The organism is Streptomyces sp. NPDC031340, assembly GCF_055569945.1.
The window spans coordinates 51,757-65,498 of the sequence record NZ_JBVIIE010000013.1; the positions used below are offsets into that span (position 1 = coordinate 51,757).

15 protein-coding genes and 6 tRNA genes are annotated in these 13,742 nt (G+C 71.4%); 8 read left to right on the top strand and 13 right to left on the bottom strand.

Going from position 1 to position 13,742, the window contains the following annotated elements:
* Window positions 1-140: 140 nt before the first annotated feature.
* From ACZ5GT_RS12245 to ACZ5GT_RS12270, 6 genes are all read right to left on the bottom strand, one after another.
* Entirely contained in the window at window positions 141-731 is a 591-nt protein-coding gene (locus ACZ5GT_RS12245) for a hypothetical protein (RefSeq protein ID WP_469019854.1), read from the bottom strand.
* 10 nt (window positions 732-741) lie between these two features.
* Window positions 742-1,656: a carbohydrate ABC transporter permease gene (locus ACZ5GT_RS12250; protein ID WP_469019858.1), complete on the bottom strand. Its 915-nt coding sequence runs from the start codon at window positions 1,654-1,656 to the stop codon at window positions 742-744.
* On the bottom strand, window positions 1,653-2,609 hold the full coding sequence (locus tag ACZ5GT_RS12255) for a carbohydrate ABC transporter permease (RefSeq protein WP_469019865.1): 957 nt from the start codon (window positions 2,607-2,609) through the stop codon (window positions 1,653-1,655). Before ACZ5GT_RS12255 ends, ACZ5GT_RS12250 begins: the two co-directional genes overlap by 4 nt.
* Before the next feature lie 31 nt (window positions 2,610-2,640).
* Entirely contained in the window at window positions 2,641-3,930 is a 1,290-nt protein-coding gene (locus ACZ5GT_RS12260) for an ABC transporter substrate-binding protein (RefSeq protein ID WP_469019873.1), read from the bottom strand.
* Between the two features lie 1,190 nt (window positions 3,931-5,120).
* Window positions 5,121-5,192, bottom strand: a tRNA-Val gene (locus ACZ5GT_RS12265).
* A gap of 175 nt (window positions 5,193-5,367) precedes the next feature.
* Window positions 5,368-5,820 carry a TIGR02611 family protein gene (locus ACZ5GT_RS12270; RefSeq protein ID WP_469019879.1) on the bottom strand — a complete coding sequence of 151 codons (453 nt, stop codon included), beginning with the start codon at window positions 5,818-5,820 and terminating at the stop codon, window positions 5,368-5,370.
* Between the two features lie 191 nt (window positions 5,821-6,011).
* Here ACZ5GT_RS12270 and ACZ5GT_RS12275 point away from each other — a divergent pair, with 191 nt between their 5' ends.
* Together ACZ5GT_RS12275 and ACZ5GT_RS12280 are read left to right on the top strand one after the other, a co-directional pair.
* A complete protein-coding gene (locus tag ACZ5GT_RS12275) occupies window positions 6,012-6,425 on the top strand; it encodes an SsgA family sporulation/cell division regulator (RefSeq protein ID WP_004002642.1) in 414 nt (137 codons plus the stop codon).
* Between the two features lie 229 nt (window positions 6,426-6,654).
* Complete coding sequence (locus ACZ5GT_RS12280; RefSeq protein WP_469019886.1) at window positions 6,655-7,215, top strand: CGNR zinc finger domain-containing protein; 561 nt, start codon at window positions 6,655-6,657, stop codon at window positions 7,213-7,215.
* 66 nt (window positions 7,216-7,281) lie between these two features.
* Here the strand turns inward: ACZ5GT_RS12280 and ACZ5GT_RS12285 are convergent, their stop codons facing one another.
* Together ACZ5GT_RS12285 and ACZ5GT_RS12290 are read right to left on the bottom strand one after the other, a co-directional pair.
* Complete coding sequence (locus tag ACZ5GT_RS12285; protein ID WP_360756377.1) at window positions 7,282-7,437, bottom strand: hypothetical protein; 156 nt, start codon at window positions 7,435-7,437, stop codon at window positions 7,282-7,284.
* A 154-nt stretch (window positions 7,438-7,591) separates the two neighbouring features.
* On the bottom strand, window positions 7,592-8,035 hold the full coding sequence (locus ACZ5GT_RS12290) for a hypothetical protein (protein ID WP_469019893.1): 444 nt from the start codon (window positions 8,033-8,035) through the stop codon (window positions 7,592-7,594).
* A gap of 310 nt (window positions 8,036-8,345) precedes the next feature.
* Here ACZ5GT_RS12290 and ACZ5GT_RS12295 point away from each other — a divergent pair, with 310 nt between their 5' ends.
* Window positions 8,346-8,870 (top strand): DsbA family protein, encoded by a 525-nt coding sequence (locus tag ACZ5GT_RS12295; RefSeq protein WP_469019898.1) that lies wholly within the window; start codon window positions 8,346-8,348, stop codon window positions 8,868-8,870.
* Between the two features lie 2 nt (window positions 8,871-8,872).
* Here ACZ5GT_RS12295 and ACZ5GT_RS12300 read toward each other — a convergent pair whose 3' ends face one another.
* The 3 genes from ACZ5GT_RS12300 to ACZ5GT_RS12310 are packed head-to-tail and all read right to left on the bottom strand — an operon-like array spanning window position 8,873 to window position 11,612.
* Complete coding sequence (locus ACZ5GT_RS12300) at window positions 8,873-9,697, bottom strand: GNAT family N-acetyltransferase (protein WP_469019904.1); 825 nt, start codon at window positions 9,695-9,697, stop codon at window positions 8,873-8,875.
* 54 nt (window positions 9,698-9,751) lie between these two features.
* Window positions 9,752-10,573 carry an aminotransferase class IV gene (locus ACZ5GT_RS12305; protein ID WP_469019909.1) on the bottom strand — a complete coding sequence of 274 codons (822 nt, stop codon included), beginning with the start codon at window positions 10,571-10,573 and terminating at the stop codon, window positions 9,752-9,754.
* A 16-nt stretch (window positions 10,574-10,589) separates the two neighbouring features.
* Complete coding sequence (locus ACZ5GT_RS12310; RefSeq protein ID WP_469019912.1) at window positions 10,590-11,612, bottom strand: chorismate-binding protein; 1,023 nt, start codon at window positions 11,610-11,612, stop codon at window positions 10,590-10,592.
* Window positions 11,613-11,755: 143 nt separating this feature from the next.
* Between ACZ5GT_RS12310 and ACZ5GT_RS12315 the strand changes: the two genes are divergently transcribed.
* From ACZ5GT_RS12315 to ACZ5GT_RS12335, 5 genes are all read left to right on the top strand, one after another.
* Window positions 11,756-11,828, top strand: a tRNA-Gly gene (locus tag ACZ5GT_RS12315).
* 38 nt (window positions 11,829-11,866) lie between these two features.
* Window positions 11,867-11,940 (top strand) — tRNA-Cys (locus ACZ5GT_RS12320).
* A 1-nt stretch (window position 11,941) separates the two neighbouring features.
* Window positions 11,942-12,013, top strand: a tRNA-Val gene (locus tag ACZ5GT_RS12325).
* A gap of 19 nt (window positions 12,014-12,032) precedes the next feature.
* Window positions 12,033-12,104, top strand: a tRNA-Val gene (locus ACZ5GT_RS12330).
* Between the two features lie 23 nt (window positions 12,105-12,127).
* Window positions 12,128-12,199 (top strand) — tRNA-Val (locus tag ACZ5GT_RS12335).
* Window positions 12,200-12,280: 81 nt separating this feature from the next.
* Here the strand turns inward: ACZ5GT_RS12335 and ACZ5GT_RS12340 are convergent.
* Together ACZ5GT_RS12340 and ACZ5GT_RS12345 are read right to left on the bottom strand one after the other, a co-directional pair.
* The gene (locus tag ACZ5GT_RS12340) at window positions 12,281-12,574 is read right to left on the bottom strand and encodes a TFIIB-type zinc ribbon-containing protein (protein WP_469019915.1); all 294 of its coding nucleotides are present in this window, start codon (window positions 12,572-12,574) and stop codon (window positions 12,281-12,283) included.
* Between the two features lie 73 nt (window positions 12,575-12,647).
* On the bottom strand, window positions 12,648-13,559 hold the full coding sequence (locus tag ACZ5GT_RS12345) for a phosphotransferase family protein (RefSeq protein WP_469019920.1): 912 nt from the start codon (window positions 13,557-13,559) through the stop codon (window positions 12,648-12,650).
* Window positions 13,560-13,742 lie beyond the last annotated feature (183 nt).

Here is a 13,742-nt window from a genome sequence, read left to right on the forward strand (position 1 = left end):
CGGGGGCTCGTGCGAGGCGGGGCGCTCGTGCGGTGCGGAGGGCTTCGTGCTGGGCGGGGGTTCCACGCACGAGGTGGTCAGGGGCATGACAGGGTGAGGCGCGGCGCCGTGGGCGCCGACCCGGTAGGAGGGGCCGCCGTTCAGCGCCGGCGGCAGCGCTCCTCCACGGCGACGGCCGCCGCCGCGACGGCGCCCAGGACGGGGACGGCCAGCGGCGCGACGAACCAGCCGGACAGCACCACCAGCACCAGCCCGCCGACCAGCAGGAAGGACCCGGCCGGGTCGAGGACCGTACGGCGCCCGGCTCCCGCCAGCAGGGACCGCCAAGCGGCGCCGGGCTCCCAGACCGCCGCCGCGCGCAGCCCGGCGACGACGGCGCCGAGCACCGCGAACAGGCCGACGGCCCCGGCGAGCGGCCCGCCGGGCAGCCCGGCCCGCACGGCCTGGACGTCGGTCCAGGCCACGCCGGCCGCTGCCCACCCGGCGGCCCCCACGATCCACCCGCCGCGCACGGCGGCGCCGAAGTCGGCGGCGAACTCCCTTACGCCGCCGCCCTGGTGAGCCGTCCGCCGGCGAAGGTGCCGGGCGCCGGCGGCGAAGGCGGCCGGGTAGGTGACGACGCCGAGCGAGGCGACCGCGATCCACACCCCGGTGAGCAGACACTCGGCGAAGAGGGCGAACCGGTCGGCGAGGACGGACTCCTTGCGCGCCTTCACACGTGCCTGGGCCATGGTGACCGCCTCAGCCCTTCAGTCCGGAGGTCGCCATGCCGTCGATCAGGTACCGCTGGAAGGCGAGGAAGAACAGCAGCACGGGCAACAGCGCGACCAGCGACATCGCGATCAGGCCGCCGTAGTTGGCGGCGACGCCGTCGGAGTCGCGGAACATCATCATGCCGAGGGAGACGGTGTACTTGCCGGGCTCGTTGAGGTAGATCAGCGGGCCCATGAAGTCGTTCCAGGCGTTGATGAAGGTGAAGATCGCGCTGGTGATGAGCGCGGGCCGGCACAGCGGCAGCACGATCGACCAGTAGGTGCGCAGGTGCCCGCAGCCGTCGATCCGGGCGGCCTCGTCCAGTTCCTTCGGCAGATTGCGCATGAACTGCACCATCAGGAAGACGAAGAACGCCTCCGCGGCGAGGTACTTGCCCAGCAGCAGCGGCACGTAGGTGTTGATGAGCTCCATCTTCTGGAACATCACGTACTGCGGGATGAGCAGTACGTGGTACGGCAGCAGCAGCGTGCCGATCATCAGCGAGAACAGCAGGTTGCGTCCGGCGAACCGGATCTTGGCGAAGGCGTAGGCCGTCAGCGAGCAGGAGATCAGGATGCCGACGACGGAGCCGCCCGCGTACAGCAGGGAGTTCTGGAAGAAGGTCCAGATGGAGATGTCGGCGATGCCGTTTGCGAGGCCCTTGAAGTTCTCCAGGACCGGGTGGGCCGGGAACAGCTGCAGGCTGTTGACGATGTCCTTGCTCGGCTTGAACGAGGCGCCGATCACCCACACCACGGGATAGAGGACGACCGCCAGGATCAGCAGTGAGCCGATGTGCCAGGCGAGCGAGCCGGTCCGCTTGCGGCTCAGCGGCAGGGGTTTGGTGGTGGTGGATGGGGGTGCCCCCGGCTCGAGCGAAGCCGAGAGATTGGGGGAACTCATCGGGCGTCCTCCTGGTAGTGCACCCACTTCTTCTGCGACCAGAACAGGACGGCGGTCACCAGGGCCACGGCGAGCAGCAGCATCCAGGCCATCGCGGAGGCGAAGCCCATCTGCGCGTTCTTGAAGCCCTGCTGGTACAGGTAGCAGGTGTAGACGAGCGTGGCGTCGGCCGGGCCGCAGGAGGTGTTGGAGACGACGTAGGCCGAGCCGAAGATCTGGAAGGAGTGGATGGTCTCCAGCAGCACGTTGAAGAAGAGGACCGGGGAAATCATCGGCAGGGTGATGTTCCAGAACTTGCGGAAGGCTCCGGCGCCGTCCAGTTCCGCGGCCTCGTACAGCTCCTTCGGCACCTGCTTGAGGCCGGCCAGGAAGATGACCATGGGCGCGCCGAACTGCCAGACGGTGAGCGCCACCAGGCAGTAGAGAATCCAGTCGGGGTTGCCGACCCAGCCCCCGGCGTGGATGCCGACGGCGGACAGGGCGCGGTCCACCACGGCGTCGTCGGAGAAGATCGACCGCCACACGAAGGCGACGGACACGCTCGCGCCGATCAGCGAGGGGGCGTAGAACGCGGCCCGGTAGAAGGCCTGTCCGCGCCGGCTCTGGGCGAGCAGCAGCGCGACGCCGAGCGCGAGCAGCAGTTTCAGCGGGGTGCCGATGACCACGTACTTGGCCGTCACCTGCACCGACCTCTGCCAGCGGGGGTCGTCGAACATCTTGGTGAAGTTGTCGAGACCGACCCACTTGGGGCTGTTGAAGAGGTTGTAGTCGGTGAACGCGAAGTAGAGCGAGGCGATCATGGGGCCCGCGGTCAGCAGCAGGAAGCCCGCGATCCACGGGGACATGAAGAGGTAGCCGGCGAGGTTCTCCCGGCGGCCCCGCCGCGTTTCGGCGGCGGGGGCGGCGGAGCGGGCCTTCCGGGTGGCGGGCGGTGAGTCCTTGACGAGCGTCACGGGAGTTCCCAATCGGTTCCGGTCGGTCCGGTCAGGCCTGGAAGGCGGCCTGCGACTCGTCGAAGAACTGCTTCACCGCGTCCGCGACCTTGACCTTGCCCAGGCCCAGGTCGCCGCCGATGCGCAGGAAGGCGGCCTCGATCGTGTCGGCGCCGGACGGGTGCGGGGTGATCGTGCCGAGGACGCCGGCCTTGGCGGTGTCGGTCTCGTACTGCGCGATCTCCTTGCTGACCGCGTCGGCCGGCTTGAAGGCGTCGTACTGGTCGGTGCTGGCGAGGATGCCCCGGTCGTACCCCATGATCTTGCCGACCTCCGGGTCGTGGACCATGAAGTCGATGAACTGCGCGACCTCCTTGGGGTGCGAGGTCCGCGCGGAGGCGCTGAGCATGAGGGACGCCAGGTACTGCCCGGTGTGCTTGCCGTCCATGGTGGGGATGGGCGCGAGGCCGTACTCGCTGTCGCCCTCCGCCGAGTAGCGGACGGTGAAGTTGTCCCAGGTGAACTCCGACGCCCCGTGTCCGGCGGAGAGCGAGGACTTGGGACGGTCCTGCGCGACGATCTTGGGGTCGGTGACCAGGCCGGCCTTCACGCGGTTGTAGCCGTCCTGCCACCACTCCGTCAGGTCGGCCTTGTCGAAGCCCAGTCCGTCCTTGGTGTAGAACGCCTTCCCGTTCTGGCGCAGGTACAGGTCGTACAGGTACATGATGCTGAAGTAGCCGGTGTCGCCCGGCACCTTGGTCTTGTCGTAGATCGTCTTGAGGGCCTTGAAATAGTCGTCCCAGGTCCAGCCCGTCTCCGGCTCGACGCCCGCCTTCTGGAAGACCTTCTTGTCGATGACCAGGGCCATGGTGTTGGAGCCGACGGGGATGCCGAGCTGCTTGCCGTCGACCTCGCCGACCTTCGTGACGCCCGCGCGGAAGTTGTCGAGGCTCAGATTTCCCGCGTCGATCTGCGACTTGAGGTCGAGCAGAACGCCTCTCTTGTCGTACTTGCGGAGGAAAGTGACGGCGTTTTGGAAAACGTCCGGGGGATTTCCGCCGGAGGCCTGCGTCTGGAACTTCTCCCAGAAAGAGACGTAGTCCTGGAAGTCCGTCTTGACCTTGATCTTCGGATACTTCTTCTCGAAGAGGTCGATGCTCTGATTGATCTTCTTGGCCCGCTCGTCGGCGCCCCACCACGAGTAACGGATCGTCACCGTCCCGTCGGCCGACGTCCCGCTGTCGCCGCCGCAGCCCGTCGTCGCGGCGAGGCCGAGAGCGGCCGCACCGGCGCCGGCCGCCTTCAGGATCGTTCGCCTCTCAACATTCCCGCTGGTTCCCACAGTGGGCCTCCCGACTTCTTCTTGCCGCGTGCATGAATCGTTTCAAGTAAGCGCTTGCTGGCACAAGTTACGGAGGGGCTGGTGGTGCGTCAATGATTCGGACAGGATTTTCTTCTCCGCCCGCGGGTCCGCTGCGCGGCGCGAGGGCGGCGGACTGTACGGCGGACCGGGAGACGTCGCAGGTGAGGGCCACGCGATCGACGGACCGAACGGAGCGACGCCGCCCGGACTCGAGTGGATCCCGGCCGGAATCCGCCGCGGCGGGGCGAGGGCTGGACGGGGTCGGCCCTCGCCCGTCGGAGCGGGGGCGCGCCGGGGCCCCGGGCGCTCGGAGCGGGATGGACGGATGCGCGTCCGCCGGACGCCGGACCGGCCGCGCCGAGCCCCGCCTCCGAGGCGGCGCGCCTCCCGCCTCCCGCCTCCCGCCATGCGGCACACCGGGCACACCGGGCACACCCGGCACACGGACGGACGGCGGGACGGGGGCTCACCCCGCCCGGCCGTCGGCGACGGCTGCCTCCGGGCGGACACCGGGGCGCGACGCCCGGCCGACGCGGAACGACGGCGCGTGGCGCCCAGCGCGCCCGACGACGCGCGCCCGGCCATCGGCGACGACGAGCCGGCGCTTCCGGCGCGCGGCGCAGGACGGGCCGTGGGCCGGTGCGACGCGCCCTGCCGGGCCCGTCAGCGGCACTTTCCTCAGAGCGGTGAGGGCCGGCAATGCGGCGGCCCTCCAGGCATCCCGAGACACCCCTCGCGCCTTCCGAATCGCGGTCCGGCAGCGCCCCGAAGGCGCGGGGAACTGCGCGACCAGTCACGGCGGCGCGGCAGACGGCGGTTTCCAGCCTTGCCGCCTCCGAGGCGCTCTCCAGGCGCGCCTGGAGGCCACCTCGCGGACTTGGTGACCCGGACGGCGCCGGCACCGACCGGCCGCGCGTCAGTGGTGGAGTGGATCGCGTCCGCCGACGTTCTGAGACGCGCGGCGCGAGGCGCAAGCCGCGAGGACGCCACGTCGAGCGGCAGGGGTCGGCGGGGCTCTCGACCAGCCACGGTCGCCGCCGGTCGCCGCCGTTGCGGCGTCCCACAGCGCGCCACCAGCCGGGCCGGGGCGCCTGCGGCCGCCCCTCCGCGCGCGGGCCGGACACGACGGCGGCCCACCTGCGCTGACGCAGGTGGGCCGCCGTTCCGGGTGGGCGATACTGGGTTCGAACCAGTGACCTCTTCGGTGTGAACGAAGCGCTCTCCCACTGAGCTAATCGCCCGGACGCAGGAAGAACATTACCCCATGTCAGGGGGTCCCTGTGACCAGCGGTGACAACAGCGAACGCCGCGACCGGGGCGACGGTCCGCCCGGCGGACGGTGACACCGGTCACCGTCCGTGACAGACGGTGACCGCGGTCTTCCAGGGCGGGCGCGGCGGGCGTCCCCGCCGCGGATCACTGGTCCTTGATCTTCCAGGGCATCACGACGCCGAACTTCCACAGGTAGATCCCGCCCAGCACCGCCACGATCACCAGGCCGATCGCGGTCAGTGTGAGATTGCGGCGCCGCACCCTGGGGTCGAGCGCCCGCTGGGCCGCTTCGGTGACCTTGCGTTTGGTCCAGCGCAGCACCAGCTGGGCCCAGACGAACTCGGTCGCCCAGATGGCCATGCCGGCGAAGATCACCACCCAGCCCGGTCCGGGCAGCGGCAGCATCACGATGCCCGCGCCCACGACCGCGAGCCCGATCAGGAAAACGCCGACCTGCCAGCTCAGATGCAGCACACGGCGCGCCTTGACGAATTCGGGGGCCCGCGAGCCGAGTCCCTGCTCGGCCTCCGCACTGCCCGCGTTCATCCCGTCCGCCGCCACGGCGATCTCGCCGGACCCGTCACTCCCCGTATTCATACGACCAAACTCTACCCGACAGAAACGTGTCACCGTAATGGCCGTACCGTGGCAAGGGGTTCTCGGCCGGAAGAGTTACGTAAAGCAACGCAAAACCCTCAGAGGGGTTTACAACGGCACCGTAGGTGGCATGTCGATTTCGCCGACGTGCGAATCCCCGAGCGCACACTGAGCGAAAGGCCCTGGCGCTTATGAACACCACGGTCAGCTGCGAGCTGCACCTGCGCCTCGTTGTGTCGAGCGAGTCCTCCCTGCCTGTCCCCGCAGGCCTGCGGTACGACACGGCCGACCCCTACGCCGTGCACGCCACTTTCCACACCGGAGCCGAGGAGACCGTCGAGTGGGTGTTCGCCCGCGACCTCCTCGCGGAAGGCCTTCACCGGCCCACGGGCACCGGCGACGTACGTGTCTGGCCGTCGCGCAGTCACGGTCAGGGCGTCGTGTGCATCGCCCTGAGCTCTCCGGAGGGCGAGGCCCTGCTGGAGGCCCCGGCACGGGCGCTGGAGTCCTTCCTGAAGCGGACGGACGCCGCCGTTCCCCCCGGCACCGAACACCGCCACTTCGACCTCGACCAGGAGCTCTCCCACATCCTGGCGGAAAGCTAGACGACCCTCACGAAGCCGCCCGGCGCCGTCGACTCGGGGTGACGGAACGGGCCAGGACAGCGACATACGGTATGCCGCACCGACGCCGTCGCCGCGATTTCGTCGCGGGACGGCGCCGGCGCGCGCGCCGCGACGGCACCAACCGGTACGGCACGCTCCCGAGCCACTACCATCGGCCAGCATCAGGCGGGTCCCACACCCGACCGACCCCCAGGGCAGGGAGCGAAACGTGCTGATCACCCACGACACCCGGTGCGCGCTGGACACCGTGGTGGATCTGGTGAACACCGCGCCGGAGGAGGACGCGGCCCCGGACGCGCTGCCCGATGTCGCGGCCCTCGAGGATTTCGTACGAAACCACGAGATCAGCGATGTCGGAGTGCTCTCGGAGTTGGACCTCTCGGCGGTGCGGAAGGTCCGCGGGCGGTTCACGGCGGTCTTCGGGGCCCCCGACGCACGGACGGCCGCCGGGCTGATCAACGAGCTGGTCGCCGCGGCGGGCACCACCCCCCGACTGACGGACCACGACGGCTACGACTGGCACGTGCACTACTTCGCCCCCGGCGCCTCGGTCGCCGATCACCTGGCGGCCGACTGCGGGATGGCGCTGGCGTTCTTCGTGGTGGCCGGGGAGCAGGAACGGCTGCGGCGCTGCGAGGCACCCGACTGCCGGCGCGCCTTCGTCGACCTCTCCCGCAACCGGTCGCGCCGGTACTGCGACAGCCGCACCTGCGGCAACCGCCTGCACGTGGCCGCCTACCGCGCCCGGCGCAAGGAGGCCGCGGGCTGACGGCGGAGCCGGACAACGGCGTCGACGTGGTCCCCGGCGGGTGGCGCCGGGGGCCACGGGTACGGCTCACAGCAACAGCAGGTCGTGCAACGAGGCCATGAGCAGCAGACACCCGATCACCGCAAGGAAGATCATCAGCGGTGGCTGGGAAAGGGCGAAGAGGCATCCGCGGGGCTCGTCCTGAGACGGAGGCGCGGCATCGCTCTGTTTCGTGTCCAGCATCTCGCGGCCGATGATGGCGCAGATGAGACCCCCGACGCGATCAACACGCCCGAAAAGACCGGCAGTTCGCCGAATTCCGTGATGTCCGGTACGAGCGTGATCACTTCAGGACAGGGCGCTGATCCACTGTGTCGTTTCGGTCGTCATGGCCGGGTCATATGCCGTGCTTCTTGAGGATGGCCTCGATGTCGCTGAAGTCGTCCGCGGAATCCGTGCGGGGCGCGCTCGCCGGCCTGGCAGCCGGGCGCGCCGACGGCCCCAGGGCCGGTGCGGACGCCTCCGGGGCGGCCGTCTCGCGTCGCTGCGCGGCCCTGGCCTCCCTGCGCTCCTTGCGGGTGCCGCCCCGGCGCCGCTCCACGGCGCGGGTGGAGGCGAACAGCAGCCAGGAGGCGCCGAGCAGCCCGAAGCCCGCCCAGGCGGTGGGGCTGAACGCGGTGTCCGCCAGCCAGTTCACGAGGCCGGTCATCACCAGAGCGACGGGCACGAGCGCGTAGGCGGCGATGCGGGCGGCCGCGAGGAAGCGCTTGCGGTACGCCGTCACCGCGGCGATGCCCAAACCGGCCGCGGAGACGGCGGAACAGACGGTCTCGGCAATCATCCGGTCCTCCAGGCAGGGCTCGGTCGGGCAGGGCGCTTCGTCCCTTCCATCCTGCACCGTCCGAACCCCGCCGGGCCATGCTCCGACGGGGACATCAGGGAGATCTCCGGGTCGGCTTCCGCGCGGGTGCCGGACGCGGCCCCTGCCGCCCGCCGCCCCGTAAGGGCCCGGTCGGGTCGCGTAGGGCCCGGCCGGGTCGCGTAGGGCCCGGCCGGTCGCGCAAAAGCCCGGTCCGGTCGCGCAAGGGCCCGGTCGAGTCCCGCAAGGGCCCGATTGGGTCGCCGGTGTCCGGCCTGGGAGACTGTCGGCCATGAGCGACACCTCCCCCGCATCTCCCGCCGCGCCCGTTGTCCTCGACGTCTGGTGCGAACTCCAGTGCCCCGACTGCCGCACCGCCCTGGAGGACCTGCGCGCCCTGCGGGCCCGCTACGGCGACCGGCTGGAACTGCGGCTGCGCCACTTCCCGCTGGAGAAGCACAAGCACGCCTTCGCCGCCGCGCAGGCCGCGGAGGAGGCCCTGGTACAGGGGCAGGGCTGGCCCTACGTCGAGGCGGTGCTCGGCCGGGTGGACGAGCTGACCCGTGCGGGAGAACCCTTCCTGGTCGAGGTGGCCCGCGAACTCGGTCTCGACGCCGAGGAGTTCGACACCGCGCTGATTGACGGCCGGCACATCCTGATCGTCGACGCCGATCAGGCCGAGGGCAAGGCGATCGGCGTGACCGGCACTCCGACGTACGTCATCGGCGGGGAGCGCCTGGACGGCGGCAAGAGCCAGGAAGGGCTGCGCGAGCGGATCGAGGAGATCGCGGACCGGCTGCTGGCCGCGCAAGGCTGAGGTCAGAGCAGGTTCTTGTAGAGGGAGTACCGCGTCGTCTCGTAGCCGAGCGACTCGTAGAGGCGCTCGGCCGGGGTGTTGTCGGCGAAGACGTTCAGTCCCAGGACCCCCTTGCCCGCGGCGATCGCCTGCGCCTCCGCGAGGAGCATGAGCGTACGGCCGTGTCCGTGCCCGCGGTGGGCCTCCTCGACCTCGACGTCGTAGACGAAGGCGTTCTCCTCCTGGAGGGCGACCCACAGCGTGCCCACCCGCGTCCCCTCGTGCTCGAGCACGCTGATGAGCGTCCCGTCGGTGGCCATCCCCCGCGGCAGCAGGGTCTCGTGGTCGTGCCGTGACTTGGCGTACGCCTCCCGCTCGGGCACGCCCCGCTCCATCCAGACGCGCGCGTAGTCCTCCGACTGGTGGACGAACCATTCCTCGAACTCGGCCTCGGTCATGGGCCGGGCCACGCTGCCGGCGGGCAGTGCGGGCGGGGTGCGGCCGAGCCGCTTCTCCATGCCCCGGCTGCGTGGGACGTAGCCGAGGGCCCTGACCAGCCGCAGGGCGGCCTCGGCCTCGGCGGGGACGGCCACCTCGATCTGCCGGCTGCCCCATCCCCGCGCCACCTCCTCGGCGGCGAGCGCGGCCACCGTGCCGCGGCCGCGGCGGCGGTCCGGTTCCTCGATGCGCAGGTCCAGTATCCGCGCCACCGCGTCGCCGAAGGCGGCGGTGGTGCCGAGGTGCAGGGTTCCGACGGGGCGGCTGTTCACGCACACCTGGTAGTGCCGTGAACGCGCTCCGTCGGCCGCAAGTTGAAGCGGCTCGGTCGGCCGCAGGGTCGTGGTCATCAGGGGAGTTCTACCCGGCGCACGGGCCCCCGTCAGCCGATTTTCGGCGGAAGGTCACGGATCCAGGTCGTCACCGGACCGCTCGTCGAAGATCCGCATCGCCTTGGCGGTCACCGGGCCCGGCGCGCCCGCGAGTTCACGGTCGTCGACGCGGTGCACGGCCTGGACGTCGCGCAGGGTGGAGGTGAGGAAGACCTCGTCCGCCCGTCGCAGGACGTCCATCGGCAGGTCGGTCTCCTTCGCGCCGGTCCACTCGACGGTCAGCGCGCGGGTGACGCCCGCGAGGCAGCCGGAGGCGAGCGGCGGGGTGTGGATCTCGCCGTCGAGGACGACGAAGACGTTGGAGCCGGTGCCCTCGCACAGCTGCCCGACGGTGTTGGCGAACAGCGCCTCGGAGGCGTGCTCCCGGTGGGCGCGGGCGAGGGCGACGACGTTCTCGGCGTACGAGGTGGTCTTCAGCCCGGTCAGCGCGGAGCGCTCGTTGCGCGTCCACGGGACGGTGACGACGGCGGTGGAGTCGGGACGCCGGCCGGTCTCGCCGAGGGCGACCACGAGGGTCGGCCCCTGCTCCCCCCGGTCCGAGCCCAGCGGGCCGTGACCGCCGGTGTAGGTGATGCGCAGCCGGCCGAGCGGCATCGGGTTGGCCTCGAGGACGGCGGCGCAGGCCCGGCGGACCTCGTCGAGGTCCGGGTCGGGCAGCCCAAGGCCCCGCGCCGACCGGGTCAGCCGGTCCAGGTGCCGGGTGAGCGCGAACGGGCGGCCGTCCGCGGCCTTCACCGTCTCGAAGACGCCGTCGCCCACGGTCAGCCCGTGGTCGAAGACGGAGACACGGGCGGAGTCGGTGTCCCGCAGCCCGCCGTCGAGCCAGATCTTCACGTCAGTCCCTCTTCCCTCACGTCGTGCCCCCCGACGCTATCGCGAGCAGCCTGGCCGCCTTCAGTTCGGTCTCCCGCCACTCCGCCTCGGGGTCGGAGCCCCAGGTGATGCCCGCGCCGGTGCCGAACCGCAGGACGCCCTCGCGGCGGTCGGCCCAGAAGGTGCGGATCCCCACGGCCAGCTCGCCGACGCCCCGGTCCGCGTCGACCCAGCCGACGCCGCCGCAGTACGGCCCGCGGGGCGCGGTCTCCAGGGCGTCGATGATGCGCAGGGCGCTCGACTTGGGCGCGCCGGTGACCGAGCCGGGCGGGAAGGCGGCGCCGAGGAGTTCGGGCCAGCCGGCGTCCGCGCGCAGCTCGCCCCGCACCGTGGACACCAGGTGCACGAGGCCCGGATGCTTCTCGACCGCGCACAGGTCGGGCACCGTCACGCTGCCCGTGGCGCAGACCCGGCCGATGTCGTTGCGCACCAGGTCCACGATCATCACGTTCTCGGCGTGGTCCTTCTCCAGGAGGTCCGCCTCGGTGCGCCCGGTCCCCTTGATCGGTCCGGACTCGACGACCCGGCCGTCCCGGCGCAGGAACAGCTCGGGCGAGGCGGTGGCGATCTCGACCCCGTGCCCCGGCAGCCGGATCGTTCCTGCGTACGGCGCCGGATTGCCGCGCGCCAGCAGCGAACTCAGGGCGTCCACGTCCGCGTCGGCGGCGACCGGCGCGGACAGCACCCGGCACAGGTTCGCCTGGTAGACCTCGCCGGCCGCGATGTGCTCCCGGATCCGCCGCACGCCCGCGGTGTACGCGGCGCGGTCCAGCGACGACGACCAGTCGCCGGCCGCGGGACCCCGCCACGCGCCCGGCACCGGGGCGGGCACCGGTTCGCGTCGTACGTCGCGGAAGCGGGCGCAGGTCAGACGGCCCTCGAAGTCGGCGCAGACGGCCCAGAAGCCGCTGGAGTCCAGGGCCGCGGGGTCGTCGGTGACGTCGCGGAGCCCGCTGGCGACGCGGTCGCCGAACCGGGCGAGAGGAGGCAGGTCGAGCACCCGTCGAGTGTAGGGCGCGGGTCCGTTCACGGGCCCTGACCAGGTGCAGCGCAGCACGCTGCACAAACGCGTTTTTGTGCTGGCCGGGGAATCCGCTAGAGTTCAACACGTCGCCGGGACGCGAGAGCGTACCGAAACGACAGGCGGACGTAGCTCAGTTGGTAGAGCGCAACCTTGCCAAGGTTGAGGTCGCGAGTTCGAGCCTCGTCGTCCGCTCGAAGGAACGAGGGGATCTCCCGACCCCCTCCACTCCTGGTGGAGTGGCCGAGAGGCGAGGCAACGGCCTGCAAAGCCGTCTACACGGGTTCAAATCCCGTCTCCACCTCCAAGGACGATTAGCTCAGCGGGAGAGCGCTTCCCTGACACGGAAGAGGTCACTGGTTCAATCCCAGTATCGTCCACTGGATCTTCGGATCCCCCGCGCGATTAGCTCAGCGGGAGAGCGCTTCCCTGACACGGAAGAGGTCACTGGTTCAATCCCAGTATCGCGCACGCAGTGATCTTCGGATCATGAAGGACGATTAGCTCAGCGGGAGAGCGCTTCCCTGACACGGAAGAGGTCACTGGTTCAATCCCAGTATCGTCCACGCACCGAAGCCCCCGGCCCAGCGGCCGGGGGCTTCTTCGTGGTCGACTGCTGACAGCTGCGGTCAGCTGTTCAGATGTGGTCAGCTGGAGAACAGCATGCGGCCGAAGCTCTTGTGGCGGTGGTGGCCGCCGTAGTGCCCGTGCCCGCCGCCGTGTCCGCCGCCGTGCGGGGCGCCCCAGGCCGGGGCGGCCGGGTACGCCTGCGGGGCGGCCGGGGGCGGCGGCGCCGGCTGGGACCACTGGGACTCCAGGCGGGTCAGGGCCTCCAGCTCGCCGTAGTCGAGAAAGATCCCGCGGCAGCCGCTGCACTGCTCGATCTGGACGCCGTTGCGGTTGTACGTGTGCATCGGCGCATGGCACTTCGGACACTGCATCGTCGGCTCATCTCCTCGCCCGTGGTTCGCGTATCGCCAGGACAGACTCCGTCCGGCTCCGGTCGGTTGCACCTTACGTCGGGTTTCCGGGAACGGGCTCCGCCGGGAGGCCGCTCATCCTGGCGCAGGCGTCGACCGTGCACACCTCCACCTCGTCCAGGGGGCGGTCCTCCGCCACGGCCTTGGCGATGGCGCGGGCGGCGGTCTGCACCGTCAGGGCACGGGCCGGCACGTCCAGGGCGCCCCAGGGATCGCCGTCGGCCGGCACGGCGGGACCGCCGGCCAGGCGGTAGGCGGCCAGGAAGCGGCCCCATTCCTCTCCGGGCAGCAAGCCGCAGGCGTACCAGGCCGCGGGCCGCGCCAGGTCCCACGCCGGGACGCCCGCGCCCAGATCGTCGACGTCGATCAGCAGCCACTCCCCCTGGTGCCGGACGAGCTGGCCGAGGTGGAGGTCGCCGTGGCAGAGGGCGCCGGTGTCCGGCATGGGCGCCTCGGCGCGCGCCCAGGCGGGCAGGCGCTCCCAGGCCCGCAGCACGGGCGCCACGGCGGAGTGGGAGACGCCGGTCAGCCGCCCGACGGCCCGCGCGGCCTTGGCGGGCCCGCGCATGACGGGCAGGCCCCGCGCGGACACCCGGTGCAGCCGGGCGAGGAGCGTGGCGGCGGCCTCCCAGGGGGCGGCGTCGGGATCGTCCGGGTCCACGGGACGCCCGTACGGCCAGCAGGTGACGGGCCGCCCGTGCAGTTCCACGGGATCCGGCCCGAGCGGCGGCAGCAGCACTCCGGTGAGCCGCGCGGCCACGCCGAGACGGACCGCCAGACCGTCTCCGGCGTCCACGGCATGGGCCTTGGCGACGACGCCGCCATGACGGACGACGGTCGCGTCCTCACGGTCGGCCAGCGTCACGGTGTCCGCGGTGCAGCGGGCCGGCGCACCCGCGTGGGCGGCTCGCTCGGCGAGCTCGGCGAGCGCGGCAAGGTCGGTCACGGTTCTCCTGATGACGTGCTGGTCTGCGCCGAGCGTACGCACGCGGCAGCCGCGCGTCTCGGGTCCCCGCGCACCCGTGTGCGCGGCGTGACCGACAGCCTCGCACTGGCCGCGGCGGGCGCTCCCGTCACCCGCCGCACAGAAAGAGCAATGCCGGCGCAGCTCCCCAGCTGCGCCGGCATC

What these genes read in the sequence shown, in the direction of transcription:
- ACZ5GT_RS12270 (WP_469019879.1), bottom strand. Translation starts at nt 5,820, where the DNA reads ATGAATACGGGGAGTGACGGGTCCGGCGAGATCGCCGTGGCGGCGGAC.
- ACZ5GT_RS12300 (WP_469019904.1), bottom strand. Translation starts at nt 9,697, where the DNA reads ATGACCACGACCCTGCGGCCGACCGAGCCGCTTCAACTTGCGGCCGAC.
- ACZ5GT_RS12285 (WP_360756377.1), bottom strand. Translation starts at nt 7,437, where the DNA reads ATGCTGGACACGAAACAGAGCGATGCCGCGCCTCCGTCTCAGGACGAG.
- ACZ5GT_RS12290 (WP_469019893.1), bottom strand. Translation starts at nt 8,035, where the DNA reads ATGATTGCCGAGACCGTCTGTTCCGCCGTCTCCGCGGCCGGTTTGGGC.
- ACZ5GT_RS12295 (WP_469019898.1), top strand. Translation starts at nt 8,346, where the DNA reads ATGAGCGACACCTCCCCCGCATCTCCCGCCGCGCCCGTTGTCCTCGAC.
- ACZ5GT_RS12340 (WP_469019915.1), bottom strand. Translation starts at nt 12,574, where the DNA reads ATGCAGTGTCCGAAGTGCCATGCGCCGATGCACACGTACAACCGCAAC.
- ACZ5GT_RS12250 (WP_469019858.1), bottom strand. Translation starts at nt 1,656, where the DNA reads ATGAGTTCCCCCAATCTCTCGGCTTCGCTCGAGCCGGGGGCACCCCCA.
- ACZ5GT_RS12275 (WP_004002642.1), top strand. Translation starts at nt 6,012, where the DNA reads ATGAACACCACGGTCAGCTGCGAGCTGCACCTGCGCCTCGTTGTGTCG.
- ACZ5GT_RS12245 (WP_469019854.1), bottom strand. Translation starts at nt 731, where the DNA reads ATGGCCCAGGCACGTGTGAAGGCGCGCAAGGAGTCCGTCCTCGCCGAC.